The 20,197-nt window shown below is 64.3% G+C and carries 13 protein-coding genes; all 13 read right to left on the bottom strand.

What is annotated here, in order from left to right; translation table 11 throughout:
* Positions 1-215: 215 nt before the first annotated feature.
* The 13 genes from rpoC to ACQR1D_RS11425 all read right to left on the bottom strand — a co-directional run bounded on the left by rpoC (position 216) and on the right by ACQR1D_RS11425 (position 19,906).
* Positions 216-4,415 (bottom strand): DNA-directed RNA polymerase subunit beta', encoded by a 4,200-nt coding sequence (gene rpoC / locus ACQR1D_RS11485; RefSeq protein ID WP_315800976.1) that lies wholly within the window; start codon positions 4,413-4,415, stop codon positions 216-218.
* A 131-nt stretch (positions 4,416-4,546) separates the two neighbouring features.
* Positions 4,547-8,665, bottom strand: a complete 4,119-nt coding sequence (rpoB, locus tag ACQR1D_RS11480) for a DNA-directed RNA polymerase subunit beta (RefSeq protein WP_315800977.1) — start codon at positions 8,663-8,665, stop codon at positions 4,547-4,549.
* A 548-nt stretch (positions 8,666-9,213) separates the two neighbouring features.
* Positions 9,214-9,591 (bottom strand): 50S ribosomal protein L7/L12, encoded by a 378-nt coding sequence (gene rplL, locus ACQR1D_RS11475; RefSeq protein ID WP_172108050.1) that lies wholly within the window; start codon positions 9,589-9,591, stop codon positions 9,214-9,216.
* 60 nt (positions 9,592-9,651) lie between these two features.
* On the bottom strand, positions 9,652-10,170 hold the full coding sequence (rplJ, locus tag ACQR1D_RS11470) for a 50S ribosomal protein L10 (protein ID WP_434880768.1): 519 nt from the start codon (positions 10,168-10,170) through the stop codon (positions 9,652-9,654).
* A gap of 723 nt (positions 10,171-10,893) precedes the next feature.
* Positions 10,894-11,541: an Isoquinoline 1-oxidoreductase subunit gene (locus tag ACQR1D_RS11465; protein WP_434894029.1), complete on the bottom strand. Its 648-nt coding sequence runs from the start codon at positions 11,539-11,541 to the stop codon at positions 10,894-10,896.
* Complete coding sequence (locus ACQR1D_RS11460) at positions 11,538-13,721, bottom strand: molybdopterin cofactor-binding domain-containing protein (RefSeq protein WP_434894028.1); 2,184 nt, start codon at positions 13,719-13,721, stop codon at positions 11,538-11,540. Before ACQR1D_RS11460 ends, ACQR1D_RS11465 begins: the two co-directional genes overlap by 4 nt.
* A 2-nt stretch (positions 13,722-13,723) precedes the next feature.
* Positions 13,724-14,188: a (2Fe-2S)-binding protein gene (locus tag ACQR1D_RS11455; RefSeq protein WP_315800980.1), complete on the bottom strand. Its 465-nt coding sequence runs from the start codon at positions 14,186-14,188 to the stop codon at positions 13,724-13,726.
* Between the two features lie 214 nt (positions 14,189-14,402).
* The gene (locus ACQR1D_RS11450) at positions 14,403-15,353 is read right to left on the bottom strand and encodes a 2-hydroxyacid dehydrogenase (RefSeq protein WP_316237728.1); all 951 of its coding nucleotides are present in this window, start codon (positions 15,351-15,353) and stop codon (positions 14,403-14,405) included.
* 76 nt (positions 15,354-15,429) lie between these two features.
* The gene (rplA, locus tag ACQR1D_RS11445) at positions 15,430-16,122 is read right to left on the bottom strand and encodes a 50S ribosomal protein L1 (RefSeq protein ID WP_315754183.1); all 693 of its coding nucleotides are present in this window, start codon (positions 16,120-16,122) and stop codon (positions 15,430-15,432) included.
* Positions 16,123-16,128: 6 nt separating this feature from the next.
* Positions 16,129-16,557 carry a 50S ribosomal protein L11 gene (gene rplK, locus ACQR1D_RS11440; RefSeq protein WP_012045056.1) on the bottom strand — a complete coding sequence of 143 codons (429 nt, stop codon included), beginning with the start codon at positions 16,555-16,557 and terminating at the stop codon, positions 16,129-16,131.
* A gap of 383 nt (positions 16,558-16,940) precedes the next feature.
* Positions 16,941-17,498 (bottom strand): transcription termination/antitermination protein NusG, encoded by a 558-nt coding sequence (nusG, locus tag ACQR1D_RS11435; protein WP_009031827.1) that lies wholly within the window; start codon positions 17,496-17,498, stop codon positions 16,941-16,943.
* On the bottom strand, positions 17,498-17,689 hold the full coding sequence (secE, locus tag ACQR1D_RS11430; protein WP_315800982.1) for a preprotein translocase subunit SecE: 192 nt from the start codon (positions 17,687-17,689) through the stop codon (positions 17,498-17,500). The genes nusG and secE overlap by 1 nt, the downstream gene beginning before the upstream one ends.
* A gap of 288 nt (positions 17,690-17,977) precedes the next feature.
* Entirely contained in the window at positions 17,978-19,906 is a 1,929-nt protein-coding gene (locus tag ACQR1D_RS11425; RefSeq protein ID WP_434838355.1) for an invasion associated locus B family protein, read from the bottom strand.
* Positions 19,907-20,197 lie beyond the last annotated feature (291 nt).

Genomic DNA, 20,197 nt, shown 5'->3' with positions numbered 1-20,197 from the left:
TCGGCGCATCGCCACGGGAGTCGACGGAAATCAGCTCAGCGGATCTGATGCTTCCAAAAGCGCCTCTGTCCCTGAAGGGAAGATGAACAACGGGGCAGCAGCGCGGCAACAGGAGAAGAAAATGTCAAAAAAAGGCCGGCAAACGCCGGCCTTTTCTACGCGTGATGAACGCACGGCAGACCCCGACACCGTCAGGGTCATGCCGCAACCGTCCGTTACTCTGCCGGCGGCAGCGCGAGCGGCTGAGGCTCGGGCTGCGCTGGCACGATCGCCGCCTGCTTCTCGCGCTCGTCGAGAATCAGCTTGTCGCGCTTGAGAGCGACTTCGCGGATGCGGGCCATCGAGGCGCCGGTACCGGCCGGGATCAGACGGCCGACGATGACGTTCTCCTTGAGACCCTCGAGCGGATCGATCTTGCCATTGACCGCCGCCTCGGTGAGGACGCGGGTGGTCTCCTGGAACGAGGCCGCCGAGAAGAACGACCGGGTCTGCAGGCTCGCCTTGGTGATGCCGAGCAGAACCGGAGTTCCCGTGGCCGGCTTCTTCGCCTCCTCCACGGCCTTCGCGTTGAGCAGGTCGAACTCGATCTTGTCGACCTGTTCGCCCGAGATCATGTCGGTATCGCCCTGGTCGGTGATCTCCACCTTCTGCAGCATCTGACGGACAATCACCTCGATGTGCTTGTCGTTGATGAGCACGCCCTGCAGCCGGTAGACCTCCTGGATCTCGTTGACCAGATAGGCCGCGAGCTCCTCGATGCCCTTGATCGCCAGGATGTCGTGCGGCGCCGGGTTGCCTTCGACGATGAAGTCGCCCTTCTCGACGATGTCGCCATCCTGCAGATGGATGTGCTTGCCCTTCGGGATCAGGTACTCGCGCGGCTCCTCGGTCTTGTCGACCGGCTCGATCGAGATGCGACGCTTGTTCTTGTAGTCGCGACCGAACCGGATGGTGCCGGCGATCTCGGCGATGATCGCGGCATCCTTCGGCTTGCGCGCTTCGAACAGCTCCGCCACCCGCGGCAGACCGCCGGTGATGTCGCGCGTCTTGGCGCTTTCCGTCGAGATACGCGCCAGGATGTCGCCCGGCTTCACCGTCGAACCGACGTCGACCGACAGAATCGCGTCGACCGACAGCATGTAGCGGGCATCGCCGCCGCGGGCGAGCTTGAGCACCTTGCCGTCCTTGCCCTTGATCACGATTGCCGGACGCAGATCCGCGCCACCGCGCGTTCCACGCCAGTCGATGACCACGCGCTTGGCGATACCGGTGGATTCGTCGAGCGTTTCCGAGATCGACAGACCCTCGGTCAGATCCTCGAACCCGATCGTACCCTCGGCTTCCGTGAGGATCGGACGGGTATAAGGATCCCACTCGGCGATGCGCTGGCCGCGCTTGATCATGTCGCCGTCGTCGACATGCATGCGCGCGCCGTACTGGATGCGGTGCGTCGCACGCTCGGTGCCGTCGGGGTCGACGATCGTCACGACCATGTTGCGGACCATCGCGATCAGGTGACCCTCGCTGTTGCGGGCGATCGCCTTGTTCTTGATGACCACCTTGCCTTCGAAGTTCGATTCCACGAAGGACTGCTCGTTCAGCTGCGCCGCACCACCGATGTGGAAAGTGCGCATCGTCAGCTGGGTGCCGGGCTCACCGATCGACTGCGCGGCGATGACGCCGACGGCCTCACCGTGGTTGACCGGCGTGCCGCGCGCCAGATCGCGGCCGTAGCACATCTTGCAGATGCCGTTGACCAGCTCGCAGGTCAGCGCCGAGCGGATCTTCACCTCCTGCACGCCAGCCTGCTGGATGGCGTCGATGTGGCTTTCCTCCATCAAGGTGCCGGCCTTGACCAGCACCGCGTTGGTCGCGGGATCGCGCACGTCGTCGCAGGGCACGCGGCCCAGGATGCGCGAGCCGAGCGAGGCCACGACCGTGCCGGCATCGACGATGGCGCGCATCTTGATGCCGAGATGGGTGCCGCAATCGTCCTGCGTGATGATGCAGTCCTGCGCCACGTCGACCAGACGGCGGGTCAGGTAGCCCGAGTTCGCGGTCTTCAACGCGGTGTCCGCGAGGCCCTTGCGGGCGCCGTGGGTCGAGTTGAAGTACTCGAGAACCGAGAGACCTTCCTTGAAGTTCGAGATGATCGGCGTCTCGATGATCTCACCCGACGGCTTGGCCATCAGGCCGCGCATGCCGGCGAGCTGACGCATCTGGGCCGGCGAACCGCGGGCACCGGAATGCGACATCATGTAGATCGAGTTGATGTCGGCATCCGCCCCCGTCGCCGTCTTCTTGGTGACGGAGATCTCCTTCATCATCTCCTTGGCGATCTCTTCCGAGGCCTTCGACCAGGCGTCGACGACCTTGTTGTACTTCTCGCCATGGGTGATCAGACCGTCATTGTACTGCTGCTCGAAATCCTTCGCCAGCGTACGGGTGGTGTCGACGATCTTCCACTTGCCCGCCGGCACGACCATGTCGTCCTTGCCGAACGAGATGCCCGCCTTGAAGGCGTTGTAGAAACCGAGCGCCATGATGCGGTCGCAGAAGATCACCGTCTCCTTCTGGCCGCAGTGACGATAGACCTGATCGATCACGCCCGAGATCTCGCGCTTGGTCATCAGCTTGTTGATGACCTCGAACGTCACGCGCGGATGCTTCGGCAGGAGATTGCCGAGCATCACGCGGCCCGCGGTGGTCTCGATCCAGCGCTTGGCGATCTTGCCTTCCTCGTTCATCCCCTCCCAGCGGTACTTGATCTTGCTGTGGAGATGGATGGCCTTGGCGTGCAGCGCATGCTCGAGCTCGGCCATGTTGCCGAACGCCATGCCCTGGCCGGGCATGCCTTCGCGCATGATCGAGACGTAGTAGAGACCGAGCACGATGTCCTGCGACGGCACGATGATCGGCTGACCATTGGCCGGATGCAGGATGTTGTTGGTCGACATCATCAGGACGCGCGCTTCCAGCTGCGCTTCGAGCGACAGCGGAACGTGCACGGCCATCTGGTCGCCGTCGAAGTCGGCGTTGAACGCCGAGCAGACCAGCGGATGCAGCTGGATCGCCTTGCCCTCGATCAGCACCGGCTCGAACGCCTGGATGCCGAGGCGATGCAGCGTCGGCGCGCGGTTCAGCAGCACCGGATGCTCGCGGATGACCTCGTCCAGGATGTCCCAGACCTCGGGGCGCTCCTTCTCGACCAGCTTCTTGGCCTGCTTGACGGTCGTCGAGAGGCCCTTGGCGTCGAGCCGCGAGTAGATGAACGGCTTGAATAGCTCGAGCGCCATCTTCTTCGGCAGGCCGCACTGATGCAGGCGCAGCTCGGGACCGACCACGATGACCGAGCGGCCGGAATAGTCGACGCGCTTGCCGAGCAGGTTCTGACGGAAGCGGCCCTGCTTGCCCTTCAGCATGTCGGCGAGCGACTTCAGCGGACGCTTGTTGGCGCCGGTGATGACGCGGCCGCGGCGGCCGTTGTCGAACAGCGCATCCACCGCCTCCTGAAGCATGCGCTTCTCGTTGCGGATGATGATGTCCGGCGCGCGCAGCTCCATCAGCCGCTTCAGGCGGTTGTTGCGGTTGATGACGCGACGGTAGAGGTCGTTGAGGTCCGAGGTCGCGAAGCGGCCGCCGTCGAGCGGCACCAGCGGCCGCAGATCCGGCGGGATCACCGGAACAACGGTCATGATCATCCATTCCGGCTTGTTGCCGGAGTGGCGGAACGCCTCGACGATCTTCAGGCGCTTGGCGAGCTTCTTGTGCTTGATGTCGGAGTCGGTCTCCTGCATCTCGGCACGCAGCGTCTGCTCGAGCTTCTCGAGCTCGAGGCCGCGCAGCAGCTCACGGATGGCCTCGGCGCCGATCATGGCGGTGAAGCTGTCCTGGCCGTATTCGTCCTGCGCCTTGAGGTACTCGTCTTCCGACAGCAGCTGACGGTCCTTGAGCGCGGTCAGACCCGGCTCGAGGACGACGTAGTATTCGAAGTACAGGATCCGCTCGAGATCCTTCAGCGTCATGTCGAGCAGCAGGCCGATGCGCGACGGTAGCGACTTCAGGAACCAGATGTGCGCGACCGGAGCGGCGAGCTCGATATGGCCCATGCGCTCGCGCCGGACACGCGACAAGGTCACCTCGACCGAGCACTTCTCGCAGATGATGCCCTTGTACTTCATCCGCTTGTACTTGCCGCACAAGCACTCGTAGTCCTTGATCGGCCCGAAGATGCGGGCGCAGAACAGGCCGTCGCGCTCGGGCTTGAAGGTACGGTAGTTGATCGTTTCCGGCTTCTTGATCTCGCCGTAGGACCAGGACAGAATCTTCTCCGGAGACGCAATCGAGATCCGGATCTGGTCGAAGACCTGAGCCGGCGTCGTCGGATTGAAGAGATTCATAATTTCTTGGTTCATCGTATTCTCCTCGCGGGCCGATCGGGGGTCGGCCGCAAATTCGAAAATCTCTCAACGGGCGCCTTGTCCTGACCCGCGGGGGAAGGCGCCGGCACCCGGCCGTCCGAGACGGCCGGGCCTGATCTCTTGACCTACTCGGCGGCTTCCGACGTCGGCGCCGGTCCGAGCTTGGAGTTGTGCAGGTCGACGTTGAGGCCGAGCGAGCGCATTTCCTTGACCAGCACGTTGAACGATTCCGGAATACCGGCCTCGAACGTGTCGTCGCCGCGCACGATCGCCTCGTAGACCTTGGTGCGGCCGGCGACGTCGTCCGACTTCACCGTCAGCATCTCCTGCAGCGTGTAGGCCGCGCCGTAGGCTTCGAGCGCCCACACCTCCATTTCGCCGAAACGCTGGCCGCCGAACTGGGCCTTGCCGCCCAGCGGCTGCTGGGTGACCAGCGAGTACGGGCCGATCGAACGCGCATGGATCTTGTCGTCGACCAGATGGTGCAGCTTCAGCATGTAGATGTAGCCGACCGTCACCTTGCGATCGAATGCATCGCCGGTGCGGCCGTCATAGACCGTCGACTGACCGGATGCGTCGAGGCCGGCGAGCTTCAACATCTCCTCGATGTCGGCCTCCTTGGCGCCGTCGAACACCGGCGTGGCGATCGGCACGCCGCGGCTCAGATTGTGACCAAGCTCGATCAACTCGTTGTCGTTGAGCGACTTGATGGTCTCGTCGTCGCCGTAGATCCGCTTCAAGGTCTCCTTCAGCGGCTTGACGTCCTGCTTCGACAGGTAGGCATCGACCGTCTGGGCGATACGCTTGCCGAGGCCGGCGCAAGCCCAGCCCAGATGGGTCTCGAGGATCTGCCCGACGTTCATGCGCGAGGGCACGCCCAGCGGGTTCAGCACGATGTCCGCATGGGTGCCGTCCTCGAGGAACGGCATGTCCTCGATCGGCACGATCTTGGACACGACGCCCTTGTTGCCGTGACGGCCGGCCATCTTGTCGCCCGGCTGGATCTTGCGCTTCACGGCGACGAAGACCTTGACCATCTTCATCACGCCGGGCGGCAGCTCGTCGCCACGCTGCAGCTTCTCGACCTTGTCGAGGAAGCGCTGTTCCAGCCCCTTCTTCGACTCGTCGTACTGCTTCCGCATGGCCTCGATCTCGGCCATCAGCTTGTCGTTCGGCGATGCGAACAGCCACCACTGCGACTTCGGATACTCGTCGAGCACCGCGCGGGTGATCTTGGTGTCCTTCTTGAAGCCCTTCGGACCGGAAATGCCCTGGCGGCCATCCAGCATGTCGGCGAGACGGCTGTAGACGTTGCGGTCCAGGATCGCCTGCTCGTCGTCGCGGTCCTTGGCCAGACGCTCGATCTCTTCCCGCTCGATCGCCAGCGCACGCTCGTCCTTGTCGACGCCGTGGCGGTTGAACACGCGGACTTCGACGATCGTGCCCTGCACGCCCGGCGGCACCCGCAGCGACGTGTCGCGGACGTCCGAGGCCTTTTCGCCGAAGATGGCGCGCAGCAGCTTCTCTTCCGGCGTCATCGGGCTCTCGCCCTTCGGCGTGATCTTGCCGACCAGGATGTCGCCGGCGCGCACTTCCGCGCCGATGTAGACGATGCCGGCTTCGTCGAGGTTCTTCAGCGCCTCCTCCGACACGTTCGGAATGTCGCGCGTGATTTCCTCCGGACCCAGCTTGGTGTCGCGGGCCATCACCTCGAATTCCTCGATGTGGATCGAGGTGAAGACGTCCTCCTTCACGATCCGCTCGGAGAGCAGGATGGAGTCCTCGAAGTTGTAGCCGTTCCACGGCATGAACGCGACCAGCACGTTGCGGCCGAGCGCGAGCTCGCCGAGATCGGTCGACGGACCGTCGGCGATGATGTCGCCCTTCTTGACGATGTCGCCGACCTTCACCAGCGGACGCTGGTTGATGCAGGTCGACTGGTTCGAACGCTGGTACTTCATCAGCCGATAGATATCGACGCCCGACTTGGTCGGATCGAGATCCTCGGTGGCGCGGATGACGACGCGGGTGGCGTCGATCTGGTCGATCACGCCCGAGCGGCGCGCCGCGATGGCGGCGCCCGAGTCACGGGCGACCACGCCTTCCATGCCGGTGCCGACGAACGGCGCCTCGGCGCGAACCAGCGGCACCGCCTGGCGCTGCATGTTCGAGCCCATCAGCGCGCGGTTGGCGTCGTCGTTCTCGAGGAACGGGATCAGCGCCGCGGCCACCGAAACCAGCTGCTTCGGCGACACGTCCATGTAGTCGACCTTGTCGGGCGTCATCGGCACGACTTCGCCGGCATGACGGCAGACCACGAGGTCCTCGGTGAAGCGGCCCTTGGCATCGAGCGGCACGTTGGCCTGCGCGACGCGGTAGCGCCCTTCCTCCATGGCGGACAGATACACCACCTCGTCGGTAACGCGGCCGTCCTTGACCTTGCGGTACGGCGTCTCGACGAAGCCATACTTGTTGACGCGGGCGAATGTCGCCAGCGAGTTGATCAGGCCGATGTTCGGACCTTCCGGCGTCTCGATCGGGCAGATGCGGCCGTAATGCGTCGGATGCACGTCGCGCACCTCGAAGCCGGCGCGCTCGCGGGTCAGACCGCCCGGTCCAAGCGCCGACAGGCGGCGCTTGTGGGTGATCTCCGACAGCGGATTGGTCTGGTCCATGAACTGCGACAGCTGCGACGAGCCGAAGAACTCGCGCACCGCGGCCGCGGCCGGCTTGGCGTTGATCAGGTCCTGCGGCATCACGGTGTCGATGTCGACGCTCGACATGCGCTCCTTGATGGCGCGCTCCATGCGCAAGAGACCGATGCGGTACTGGTTCTCCATCAGCTCGCCGACCGAGCGGACGCGGCGATTGCCGAGATGGTCGATGTCGTCGATCTCGCCCTTGCCATCGCGCAGGTCGACCAGGGTCTTGATGACCGCCAGGATGTCTTCCTTGCGCAGCGTGCGCTGGGTGTCCGGCGCATCCAGCTCGAGGCGCATGTTCATCTTGACGCGGCCGACCGCGGAGAGGTCGTAGCGCTCGGCATCGAAGAACAGCGACTGGAACATCGCCTGCGCGGAATCGAGCGTCGGCGGCTCACCCGGACGCATCACGCGGTAGATATCGAACAGCGCGTCCTCACGCGTCATGTTCTTGTCCGCCGAGAGCGTGTTGCGGATGTAGGGCCCGACATTGACGTGGTCGATGTCGAGCAGCGGCAGGTCCTTGTAGCCCTGCTCGTTCAGCACCTTGAACAGCTTGTCGGTGATCTCCTCGCCCGCCTCGGCGTAGATTTCGCCGGTCTTCGGGTTGACGAGATCCTCGGCGATGTAGTTGCCGAGCAGCTCCTCGTCCGACATGCGCAGCGCCTTCAGCCCCTTCTCCTGGAGCTGGCGGGCGGCGCGGACGGTGAGCTTCTTGCCGGCTTCGAGCACGACCTTGCCGGTGTCGGCGTCGATCAGGTCGTTGACGGTCGAATAGCCGCGGAAGCGGTTGGCGTCGAACGGAACGCGCCAGCCTTCCTTGATGCGCTTGTAGATCAGCTTCTTGTAGAAGGTCGACAGGATGGTCTCGCCGTCGAGGCCGAGCGCGAACATCAGCGACGTCACCGGCAGCTTGCGGCGACGGTCGATGCGCGCGAACACGATGTCCTTGGCGTCGAACTCGATGTCGAGCCAGGAGCCGCGATACGGGATGACGCGGGCGGCGAACAGCAGCTTGCCCGACGAATGGGTCTTGCCCTTGTCGTGGTCGAAGAACACGCCCGGCGAACGGTGCATCTGCGAGACGATGACGCGCTCGGTGCCGTTCACGATGAAGGTGCCGTTCATGGTCATGAGCGGGATGTCGCCCATGTACACGTCCTGCTCCTTGATGTCCTTGACCGACTTCGCGCCGGTCTCCTCGTCGATATCGAACACGATGAGGCGCAAGGTCACCTTGAGCGGCGCAGCGAAGGTCATGCCACGCTGACGGCACTCGTCGACGTCATATTTCGGCGGCTCGAACTCGTAGCGGACGAACTCCAGCATCGAGGTGCCGGAAAAGTCGGAGATCGGGAACACCGAGCGGAACACCGCCTGCAGGCCCTCATCCGGCCGCCCGCCCGTGGGCTCGTCCACCATCAGGAACTGGTCGTAGGACGCCTTCTGAACCTCGATGAGGTTCGGCATCTCCGCGACTTCCTTGATGTGTCCAAAGAACTTGCGAACGCGTTTGCGACCGGTGAATGTCTGCTGCGCCATCGTGGCCTCTCATTTCGTCGCCCGGAGGGGCGAACCTTCCGAAACAGCGGCTGCCACCGCCCCTTCGGGTTGAATTTCGATCCATTTCGAGGATCTGAGGCTCAAAGCCGGAACGGAAACGTCCCAGATCTGTTCTTCAGACCAGCAAAACGCAAAACGACGCGCGAGGCGCGAGGACGCACCCGCTCGTCACAACCATCTCGTCACGGACTGCAAAAGCCCGAAATTGCCTATCTCCCAGCGGCTTACGGACGGAGACGCCACTCCACCGATCAACCGGCTTTTCGTGCTGCCGACCCAATATGGGTTGACAATAATCGAGATTCGAGAGCGAAGCCCCCAAATCTCCACACTTTTCCGTGTTCAGCCCACAACAGACGGTTCCGTTGCACGCCTTTTGCAGTGATTCCGAGCCGCGCCCAATACCCCTGCAAAACTCCTTGTCCACATGATGACCGGGCGATGTTACCACCCGGCCATCATAATCTCTCGAAAGCCCCGGACCTGCCCATGGCAGCCCGGGGACTTCGTTCGCGTAATCGAAGCGATTACTTGAGCTCGATCTTGGCGCCAGCCTTCTCGAGCTGAGCCTTGATCTTCTCGGCCTCGTCCTTGTTGACGCCTTCCTTGACCGGCTTCGGAGCGCCCTCGACGAGGTCCTTGGCTTCCTTCAGGCCCAGGCCGGTGATGGCGCGGACTTCCTTGATGACCTCGATCTTCTTGTCGCCGGCCGAAGCCAGGACAACGGTGAACTCGGTCTTCTCTTCCGCCGGAGCGGCAGCGGCGCCACCGGCACCCGGAGCAGCGACGGCCACGGCGGCCGCGGCGGACACGCCCCACTTCTCTTCCAGGAGCTTGGCGAGCTCAGCGGCCTCGAGAACGGTGAGGGCCGAGAGGTCGTCGACGATCTTCTGCAGGTCAGCCATTGAAGTAGTTCCTTGATTTGGTTCGGTTCGAAACCAGGTTGTGAGTGTTTGCGAAGGGCGTCAGGCCGCTTCGCCCTTTGAGGCATGAGCCTGAATGACGCGCGCGACCTTGGCCGCGGGTGCATTGGCGAGCTGGGCGAGCTTGGTCGCCGGAGCCTGGATCAGGCCGACGAGCTTGCCGCGCAGTTCGTCCAGCGACGGCAGCGAGGCCAGAGCCTTGACGCTGTCGACATTCAGGACGGTTGAGCCCATCGAGCCGCCGAGGATGACGAACTTTTCGTTCGCCTTGGCGAATTCGATGGCAACCTTGGGCGCCGCGACAGGATCGCTCGAAGTTGCGATCACGGTCGGCCCCTTCAACAGGGAACCGATGCCGACGACGTCCGTGCCTTCAAGAGCAATTTTGGCGAGACGGTTCTTCGAGACCTTCACCGACGCGCCAGCCTGCTTCATCTGCATGCGCAGCTTCTGCATCTGGGCCACGGTGAGGCCGGAATAGTGAGCGACGACGGCAACGCCCGTGGTCTTGAAGACCTCGTGCAGCTGCTCGACCGCCTCTTTTTTTGCCGCTCGTTCCACAGCAAGCTCTCTCCGGTTGGCGGCCTTCGCCCGAAAGCGGGACCGCCGGGTTGCACCCGCCGTCCCACCAAACCTGACCTCCGGACGGAAGAACCCGAGGACACGCAAGGCAAAACGGCGATGAATAGCCTGCCCTTCCGAAAGCCCCAGGGATCCCTGGGAGGCTCGCGGAGTGTCGAGGTTCGAACCAAACCTGCATGCCACCACGACGAAGGCAGTGGACATGCCGAAATCCGGTCTTCACCCGTCTATGCAGGCTGGATGATTAAGCCATTGAGGAAATTGGATTCCACGCCGGCGCCTGCAGTCTCGGACAGGATCGGGGTGATCGGCGGACCGACCTCCCCTGCGGCATTTTCGAGAGCAGAAAGATCCTTCTTCCTTCCGAGAAATCCAAACGGATATCCTCAAAAGGAATGCTGGCTCCTCTCAACTTTCGGAATGCGCACACAGGCGCGCCAGCAACAGCCGGCCCGCCTGGAAGCCGGTTCTTTAACCGCTCGATCGCGACTTGCCAAGACCCCAAGAGCAAAAATCGCACCAGTTGGGCCATGCCGTGGAGCCGGGTAGGAGCCCCGTCGCCCGGATGAGCGACAGCCGGCGCGCGGGACGCGCGTTCGGCGATAGCGACGTGCGGGGTCTCACGTGCCCTGCCGGAGAACCCGGATGTCGCTGCGCTCATCAGGGCCACCGGGCATTGCGCGCGCAGGGCGCAATCCCGCCTCAGCCCTTCGGACAGGCCGCTCCGGCGTCGGCCCAGGCCTTGATCAGCTCGCCGAACTGCTTCTGGGTTCCCGGGGCCGGGGTCCGCCCTGCTCCCGGATTCCAGCCCCAGCCGACCAGCTCATCCTCAGCCATATGGTGAATCAGCTGCGCCATGGTCTTGCCGCCGTTGCGATTTGGATCCTTGATCTGTGCGCAGATCTGGCCGAGCGACTTGCCCTGCCAAGCCATCTCGATCGGAGCCAGCTGCCATTTGGGATTACCCGGCACGCGCGCCGCGTCGAAATTGGCCTCGTGGTGGCAGGTCGTGCAGGCGAGCCCGCCGGGCGCACCCATGCCGGCCTCGCCGCGGACCACCAGCGGCTGATGCGGAATCATCCTGTCGGTCTGGGTCGGCCGGTCGCCGGCCGGATGGCAGTTCATGCATCGCGGCGACTGCAGCACCTTTCCGGCCTCTTCGAACAGCGCCACGGCGCGCTTGTCCTTGCTCTTGATCCTGGCGAAGTCCGCCACCGGCTTGAGCACGCCGGCGACGCGCGTCGCCTCGGGCGCCGCATCGGCGCGCCGCAGTGCCGGCAGGGCTACGATCGCAACCGCAGCCAGGCTGCCAGCGAGCAGCGCCATCGTCGCCGTTCTGAACAGGCTCATGCGGTGTCTCCCGGCCGGATCGGCAGTTGGGTCGGCCGCGGCAGACCTAGCCTGGCCATGGCGTTGGCGACGGCAGGTCCCAGCGGTGGCACGCCGGGCTCGCCGACTCCCGAGGGTTTCTCGGTCGACGGCACGATCGCAACCTCGATCTGCGGCATCTCGTGGATGCGCAGCGAGCGGTAGGTGTCGAAATTGCCCGACACCGGTCGTCCCTCGTCGAGCGGCTGCTGCGCATAGAGGATGTGGCCTAGCGCAAAGCCGATGCCGCCCTCCATCTGGGCGCGGATGATGTCGGGATTGACTGCGACGCCACAGTCGACAGCGCACCAGACCTTATGCACGACCGGTCCGTCGGCGCCCATCGACAGCTCGACCACCTGGGCGACGTAGGTGTTGAAGCTCTCGACCACGGCCACACCGCGGGCACGGCCCGCTTCGAGCTTGGCGCCCTTCCAGTCCGCGAGCTCGGCGACCGCCTTGAGCACACCGGCGTGACGCGGCTTGTCGGCCATCATCGCCAGTCGTCCCTCCACAGGATCCTGGCCGGCGGCTTCGAGCAACTGATCGACAAACGCCTCGACGGCGTAGCCGGTATGGGTGTGGCCGACCGAGCGCCACCACAGCACGGGCACGCCGACATCGACCTGATGCAGGTCGCAGCGGAAATTCGGCACCTGGTAAGGGATCTCGTTGGAGCCCTCATAGGCCGTCGAATCGAGGCCGTTCTTCATGGTCATCGCCTCGAACGGCGAGCCCTTCATGATCGACTGCCCGACGATCGTATCCGACCACGCCACGATCTTGCCGTCGCGGACCACACCACGCATCCGGTGCAGGCTGAACGGTCGGTAGTAGCCGCCGCGCATATCATCCTCGCGGGTCCACACCAGCTTGACCGGACGTCCCGGCCCGATCGCCTTGGCGACCTGCGCCAGCTCTGTGGCGACGTGGGTCGACTGCTGCGCCCGCCGGCCGAAGCTGCCACCAGCGAGAATCGTCTTGAGATCGACCTTGGCGATGTCGAGCCCAAGCACCTGCGCGATCACGGCGTGATCAGGCGTCGGAAACTGGCTGCCATAGCGCGCCGAGGCGGTGTCGCCTTTCCAGTGGATGAAGGCGTTGATCGGCTCCATCGGCGCATGGGCCAGATACGGGAAGACGAACTCGGTCTCGATCAGCCTGCCGCCCCTGGCGATCTCGGCGTCAACGTCGCCCTCCTGCTTCACCAGCGCGCCCTGCTTCTTTGCGCGCGCGCGAAACTCCTCCAGCAGTTGCGCCGTCCCGCGCGTCTCCGCCTTGCTGTCGTCCCAGGAGATCTCGAGCAGGTCGCGCGCGGTCTTGGCCGGCCAGAAGCCCTCGGCATAGACGGCGACACCATTTGGCACCTCCTTGACGTCGACGACGCCAGGCACGGCCTTCGCTGCTGATGCGTCGAACGAGGCCACCCTGCCGCCGAAGCGCGGCGAGCGCGCCACCAGCACGGTCAAGGTCCCCGGATCCTTGATGTCGAGCGTATACTCGGCCGAGCCGTTCGACTTCGCCACGCTGTCGAGCCGGGTCACGGCGCCTTCCTTGCCGATCAGCTTGAAGGCGGAGGGATCCTTGAGCTGCGGGTCCGACGGCACCGGCTGCTGCATCGCCTTGGCGGCCAACGCGCCGAAACCGCTCTGCTTGCCGGAGGAATGTCGGACGATGCCTTTATCGACCGTGATCTCCTCAGCCGGCACCTTCCATTCGTCGGCGGCCGCAGCCACCAGCATCGCGCGCGCGGCGGCGCCGACCTTGCGCATCTGCTCGTAGGAATTGGCGATCGCGCTCGAGCCACCAGTGCCCTGCACCCCGAACAAGAGATTCTTGTAGAGCACCGGATTCGAGGGCGCGTGATCGGCGCGCATCTGCGACCAATCGGCATCGAGCTCCTCGGCCACCAGGGTGGCCATGCCGGTGAACGGGCCCTGTCCGAACTCGATGTGCTTGCAGAGAACGGTGACGGTGTCGTCCTGGCCGATCACCAGAAACGTGTTCGGCGCGATGTTGACGGACTTGGCCGCGGCGCCATCCTGCGCGTAAGCCACACCGTTGCGGGCGACATAGGTGGCGAGCACCAGGCCTGCGCCGGCTTTCAGGAGCGAACGCCGGGACAATGCGGTTGAGGCAGCGGGCTTCACATATGCATTCATCGTCAGCCCTCCAGCGACTTGGCGGCGGAATGGATCGCAGCGCGGATGCGGACATAGGTCGCGCAGCGGCAGATGTTGCCGTTCATCGCCAGGTCGATGTCCTGGTCGGTGGGCTTGGGATTGAGGCCGAGCAGCGCGGCCGCGCTCATGACCTGCCCCGATTGGCAGTAGCCGCATTGCGGCACATCGTGCGCGGCCCAGGCCTTCTGCACGGCGACGGCTTCAGTGGAGGTCAGCCCCTCGATCGTGGTCACCTCGCTCTTTCCGACCGCCGAGACGGGCAACGAGCAGGAGCGGACGGTCTGGCCATCGACATAGACGGTGCAGGCGCCGCACTGCGCGACGCCACAGCCATACTTCGTGCCGGTCAACCCGACATTGTCGCGGATGGCCCAGAGCAAGGGAGTTCCGGGATCGACATCGACCTGATGCTCGCGCCCGTTGATCTTCAATGTGAACGCCGCCATTGCCGCCCTCGCTGTCTTTCGTTCGACAACGCGAGTTAGATGCATTCGAGAATGGCTCGCAATTCACAGAGCCGTGCAGTGCATCAAAATATTTCTGCACCGGCGCGGAACGATCCGGCAGCGACGGAGCGAGATCCGTAGCCCGAATGAGCGGACGGCTGCGCCCGAAAGGGCGAAGGCGAAGCTCATCCGGGCTACGACACGCGTCCTGCGGCTACTTCACCGGATGCGGCATCGGCTCGCTGGCGAAGAACGCGGTAAGATTGGCGACCACGCAGGCCTGCATGGCGACGTGCGCCTCCCTGGTGTTGCCGCCGATATGCGGGGTCACCACCACGTTCGGCAGCATGGTCAGCTCATCCGGCGCATGCGGCTCGGTTTCGAACACGTCGAGGCCGGCGCCGGCGATGGTGCCGTCCTGTAGCGCCGCCAGCAGCGCGCGCTCGTCGATGACGGAGCCGCGCGAGATGTTGACGACATGGCCGTCGGGCCCCAGCCGCTTCAGGAGCCCGGCGTTGACGACGTGAGTGGTCTCGGTGCTGGCACGGACCGCGATCATCAGCACGGTGCACCATTCGGCGAGCGCCTCGAGGCTCGGAAAATATTGATACGGCAGGTCGTCGTAGCGCGTGCGGCTGAAATAGCCGATTTCGGTCTCGAACGCCGCGACCCGGGCCGCGATCTTGCGGCCGATCTCGCCCATGCCGTAGACGCCGACCTTGCAGCCGGCGAGGCTCGGCGGCGGCTTCATCAGCGGCGATGGTTTTGCGGACGCCCAGCCCCCGTCGCGGACGTAAGCGTCTGCCACCATCAGCCGCCGCGTGCTCGCCAGCATCAGCATCACAGCGACGTCCGCGACCGCCGCGGCATTGGCGCCCGGGCTGTGTGCGACGGCGATGTTACGGGCCGCGGCCGCCTCCAGGTCGACCCCGTCATAGCCGGTGCCATAGCAGACGATCGCCCCGAGCGCCGGGAGCCTGTCCATGTCGACTGCGCCGAGCGGCGTGCCGCCGGCCGTGATCAGCGCCCGGATCCGCGCGACCTCGTCCGCCGGAAAAACCTCGTGCGCCGGCTTGCCGCCGCTGTCGAGCAGTTCGAAGCGGTCGGCAAAGCGCTGGGTCAGCGACTTCGGCAGGCGGGAATAGATCAGGACCTTGTCGGGCATGGCGGCAGGCACTCCAAATGCGAAGGGCGGGATCGATGAACGATCCCGCCCTTCTAACTAACCTATGCCCGGCCGCTTACGCGAGCACGGTGCCCGGCTCGACCTTGACGCCGGGGCCCATCGTCGAGGACACCGCGACGCGCTGGACGTAGGTGCCCTTGGCGCCGGCCGGCTTGGCCTTCACCACCGCATCCGCCAGCGCCTTGATGTTCTCGACCAGCTTGTCCTCGGCGAACGAGGCCTTGCCGACGCCAGCCTGGATGATGCCGGCCTTCTCGACGCGGAACTCGACCGAGCCGCCCTTGGCGCCCTTGACGGCACCGGCGACGTCCATGGTCACGGTGCCGATCTTCGGGTTCGGCATCATGCCGCGCGGACCGAGCACCTTACCGAGACGGCCGACCAGCGGCATCATGTCGGGGGTGGCGATACAGCGGTCGAAGTCGATGTTGCCGTTCTGCACCTTCTCGACCAGGTCCTCCGCGCCGACCACGTCGGCACCGGCGGCCTTGGCTTCCTCGGCCTTGGCGCCGCGGGCGAACACGCCCACGCGCAGCGTACGGCCGGTGCCGTTCGGCAGCATGACGACGCCGCGGACCATCTGGTCGGCGTGGCGCGGATCGACGCCGAGGTTGATCGAGACCTCGATGGTCTCGTCGAACTTCGACACGGCCCGCTCCTTGATCATCTTGATCGCGTCAGCAAGCGGGTAGAGCTTGGTGCGGTCGATACCCTCGCGGGCCTTCTTCAAACGCTTTCCGAGTGCCATGGCCGCTTACCCCGCAACTTCCAGACCCATCGAGCGGGCGGAGCCCTCGACCATCTTCATGGCCGACTCGATCGAGTCGCAATTCAGGTCCTTCATCTTCTTCTCGGCGATCTCGCGCACCTGCGCCTTGGTCACCTTGCCGGCCTTGTCGCGACCCGGGGCCTTGGAGCCCGACTGGATCTTGGCGGCCTGCTTGAGGAAGTAGGACATCGGGGGGGTCTTCATCTCGAAGGTGAAGGACCGGTCCGCATAAATGGTGATGACCACCGGGATCGGGGTGTTCTTCTCTTCCTTCTGGGTCTGCGCGTTGAACGCCTTGCAGAACTCCATGATGTTGAGACCGCGCTGACCGAGCGCCGGGCCGATCGGCGGCGACGGGTTGGCCGCGCCGGCCGGCACCTGAAGCTTCAGGTAACCGGTTACTTTCTTTGCCATTGGGATTCTCCAATGCGCTCGCGACCTTGCCTGATGCGAACGCAACGCCTTGGGGCGACAAAACCCGTCGGGCGAGGTTTGGGACCGTGGTCCGGCGCGCTTGGCCCAGCTGGCAAAGCCGGTCACGCCTCCCACGAACGAAATCGCCCCCCGTTTGGGCAGCGAAGGGCGCCCGATACACGAGATCGGACAAAAAGGAAAGGGTTGAGGGCAAAGCTCCCTCCTCCCGTCATTCCGGGGCGCCCGCAGGGCGAGCCCGGACTCCATAGCCACAGGGTGCCGCGTGAGGCACGCTGGAGCTGGCACTTCGCCGTCCCATTCCCGATCGAGGCTATGGATTCCGGGCTCAGCTCTGACGGCGGAGAAAGCGTGGATCGCCGGCCTCAGCCGACGACCTTCTCGACCTGGTTGAACTCGAGTTCGACCGGGGTGGCGCGGCCGAAGATCGACACCGCGACCTTGAGGCGCGAGCGGGCCTCATCGATTTCCTCGACCACGCCGGAGAACGAGGCGAACGGGCCGTCGGCGACGCGGACGTTCTCGCCGATCTCGAACGACACCGACGATTTCGGCCGCTCCACGCCTTCCTGCATCTGGTTCAGGATGCGCATCGCCTCGCCTTCGGAAATCGGCATCGGCTTGTTCTCGGCACCGAGGAAGCCGGTCACCTTGGGCGTGTTCTTGATCAGGTGGAACGCCTCGTCGGTCAGCTTCATCTTCACCAGCACGTAGCCGGGGAAGAACTTGCGCTCGGCGTTGATCTTTCGGCCGCGGCGCACCTCGGTGACGTTCTCGATCGGCACCAGCACCTGCTCGAACAGATCCTCGAGATTGCGCTGCTTGGCCTGCTCGCGGATCGACTCCGCGACCTTCTTCTCGAAGTTCGAATAGGCGTGGACGATGTACCAGCGCTTGTCGGAGCTTTGCGTTGCGATTGCCATCAGTGGATGCCCAGCACGAGGGTGATGAGATAACGGATGATCTGATCGGCGGCGAAGAAGAAGATCGAGGCCAGCGCCACCATCACGAACACCATGATCGTGGTGATGGTGACCTCGCGACGGCTCGGCCACGAGACCTTGGCGGTCTCCGAGCGCACTTCCTGCAGGAATTTGAACGGGCTGGTAGCCATCGTCAGGGGTCCTCGTCCGTCATCGGACGATTGAAGAGTTGACTGGGAAAACCGAACAGCCGACCGTGGCCCACCCTCTTGTCGGAGAGATGAGCCGAATCCACGGGCTCGCTTGTTCGGGGAGTGAAAAGCCGCGCCGGATATCCGCGTGTAGCGGGCCGGCTGCAGGTCCTCGATATCTACTGTCGACCCGGCCGAAGGTCAAGGTACCGAGGTGAACGACGCTCCTACGGCCCTCCGGCCCGGTCGGTTGGTGGATCTGCCCCAGGCGCGTGCGGCCGACGCGTTTCACTTCGGCGTCGCAAAATAGAAGTCGACCCGCCCTGGCACCGAGCCATAGGTATACGGCTGCTGCCGGCGTTCGGTCATGTCCATCACGTCGTCGCGCACGTTGTCGAACAGGCGGCGAACCTCGAGACCCGGAACCTGCATGTTCTTGACGAAGGCCGTGGCGAACGGCGAGTTCGCTGTATCGCCGTCGAGAGCGGTCTCGCCATGCTTTGCGGCGAACACGACCAGCGTCCCGGGATCGGGCTCCATCTGCGCCAGACCGCGGCTGACGGACCTGGACGCCACCGTCATGGTTCGCTTCATCTGACTGGCGAAGGGATTGTCGCGACATGCATCCAGCAGCACCAGGCGCAGTTGCTTGGCCCGCTCCGCAGAGTTGAGCACCTGATCGATCGAGACCGCTTCGAGGCTGATGTCGCGATCGCTTGCGATCCTGGCATCGACCGGGATGAGATAGTTGACTCCTGCGACCTCCATGCCATGTCCGGCGTAATAGACGACGGCCCAGTCGGCGGACTCGGCCTGCCGTGCAAACTCGCGCAGCGCACCGACGAGTTGATCTCTGCCCAGGTCGTTCTCCAGCATCACGGTCTGAAAATTCGCCCGGCGTAGCGCGTCCGCCACCAGAGCGGCGTCCCGGCCAGGATTGGGGAGCGTCGGAACGTTCTGATAGGCCGAATTGCCGATCACCAGAGCGATTCGTTTGCCGGGTGAGTGGCCGGAAGCAAGAACGGCACCGAGGGCAGCCTGCTTGGTCTGGGCGGGCGGCGCAGCGTCGGCGCCGATGGCGTCGGCGATGTTGGCCTGCTGCCCCGTCTTGGATCCCTTCGCGCGCTGCGCCAGCTCCTGCTGCAGCTTCTTCTGCTGGGCTTCGAACGCTTTTGGGTCCGTCGGAGGACCGTCATAAGCCTTGTTGAAGTCACGCAAGGGCAGGTTCATCGAAACCACCTGCCCGGTATTCATCGTGGCCTGAACGTTGATGGTCTGACCGCGGCGCAGGCTGCCCAACAGTTCCGGGGTGAGCTCGTAGTCCGACATACAACCGTTCTTGAAGCAGATGATGAACGGCTTCTGCAGACTCCGCTCGCTGTCGATCATCAACCGGGTGCCTTCGGCGAAATCCATGCCCAACGGCAGCGTGATCCGCAGCAGCCTCTTCGGGTCGGCTTCCGGCTCGATGACCACGGCCGCGAGCAAGGGTTGGCCCGTTTCGATCCGGCCGTCCTTGCCCGTGAAGCAGACCAACTTGGCATCGGCGTCCTTGCCCTTCAGGCAGAACTTGGTCCAGGGCGCCATGATAGAGAGATTCGGTTTCAAAATCGGGAGGCTCTTGTTGTTCCTGATCTTGAACAGAGCCACGAACATCTTTCTTTGCTGCTCGTCGACAGCATTCCAGTTGCCTGCCTTGGCACCGAGCGCCTGGGCCAAATCGGCGAGCGGAAGCGGAAGCGACAGCGGTGCGCCATTCGCATTGATGGCTTGAACGACCAGGCTCTTGCCGTTCTTCAGCATTTCGATCAGCTCAGGCGTCGCATTGTAGTCCGAGACGCAGCCGTCTGCGCCGCAGAACAAATAGGTGCTCTGGATCGGCTTCTCCGCGTCGACGATGATCCGCGTTCCGTGAACGGTTTGCAGACCGAGCGGGAGAACCACCCTTAAGACCTTACGGGCCTCCCCGTCTCTCTCGACGAGCACGGCCACGACAACTCGCTCGTTCTCGGCGGACCGCGCTGTCTTGGTGGTGAAACAGATCTGCTTGCCGTCAACATCTGCTTCGCGCGTACAGGCCTTCGCCCATGGCGAATACGACAGCTTGATCTCCTGCGCGGGCTTGGTCTGCGCTATCGCGGGTGAGGCCAGCACCGACAACAAGCCGAGCGCCAGTGCGATGCCGCTCCCGACCGCCAGCGCAGCAAAACTCCTCATGCTCCCAACCTCTTTCGCGCCTTCAATGCAGGGTTGAACGGCAGCCTACCGTGTTGCCGGGTTCGCGGCACGGAAAAAACAGCGCCTGCCCGACCGACATCGAGCATTCGCTCAACGGCCGCGCGGGCCTCGAAGACTGGCCACGGATTACCGCTGCCGACCCTGTCTTTCCGCGCGATGGGAGAACGGCGGAGCACCGCGACGAAATGCCGTGGTTCATGCGCAGCCCGCGCTTGCTCATGATGATTCGGGCCCGCATGCTGCAGCCCATAAGAACAATGATCCGGAGGA

Source organism: Bradyrhizobium sp. HKCCYLRH2047, assembly GCF_051168175.1.
Taxonomy (GTDB): domain Bacteria; phylum Pseudomonadota; class Alphaproteobacteria; order Rhizobiales; family Xanthobacteraceae; genus Bradyrhizobium.
This window is presented reverse-complemented; position numbering and strand designations above follow the sequence as displayed.

Bases quoted from the DNA above. Each gene is read 5' to 3' on its own strand.
- ACQR1D_RS11425 (WP_434838355.1), bottom strand. From the start codon at position 19,906: ATGAGGAGTTTTGCTGCGCTGGCGGTCGGGAGCGGCATCGCACTGGCG.
- nusG (WP_009031827.1), bottom strand. From the start codon at position 17,498: ATGGCAATCGCAACGCAAAGCTCCGACAAGCGCTGGTACATCGTCCAC.
- ACQR1D_RS11460 (WP_434894028.1), bottom strand. From the start codon at position 13,721: ATGAATGCATATGTGAAGCCCGCTGCCTCAACCGCATTGTCCCGGCGT.
- rplK (WP_012045056.1), bottom strand. From the start codon at position 16,557: ATGGCAAAGAAAGTAACCGGTTACCTGAAGCTTCAGGTGCCGGCCGGC.
- ACQR1D_RS11465 (WP_434894029.1), bottom strand. From the start codon at position 11,541: ATGAGCCTGTTCAGAACGGCGACGATGGCGCTGCTCGCTGGCAGCCTG.
- ACQR1D_RS11450 (WP_316237728.1), bottom strand. From the start codon at position 15,353: ATGCCCGACAAGGTCCTGATCTATTCCCGCCTGCCGAAGTCGCTGACC.
- ACQR1D_RS11455 (WP_315800980.1), bottom strand. From the start codon at position 14,188: ATGGCGGCGTTCACATTGAAGATCAACGGGCGCGAGCATCAGGTCGAT.
- secE (WP_315800982.1), bottom strand. From the start codon at position 17,689: ATGGCTACCAGCCCGTTCAAATTCCTGCAGGAAGTGCGCTCGGAGACC.
- rplA (WP_315754183.1), bottom strand. From the start codon at position 16,122: ATGGCACTCGGAAAGCGTTTGAAGAAGGCCCGCGAGGGTATCGACCGC.
- rpoB (WP_315800977.1), bottom strand. From the start codon at position 8,665: ATGGCGCAGCAGACATTCACCGGTCGCAAACGCGTTCGCAAGTTCTTT.
- rpoC (WP_315800976.1), bottom strand. From the start codon at position 4,415: ATGAACCAAGAAATTATGAATCTCTTCAATCCGACGACGCCGGCTCAG.
- rplL (WP_172108050.1), bottom strand. From the start codon at position 9,591: ATGGCTGACCTGCAGAAGATCGTCGACGACCTCTCGGCCCTCACCGTT.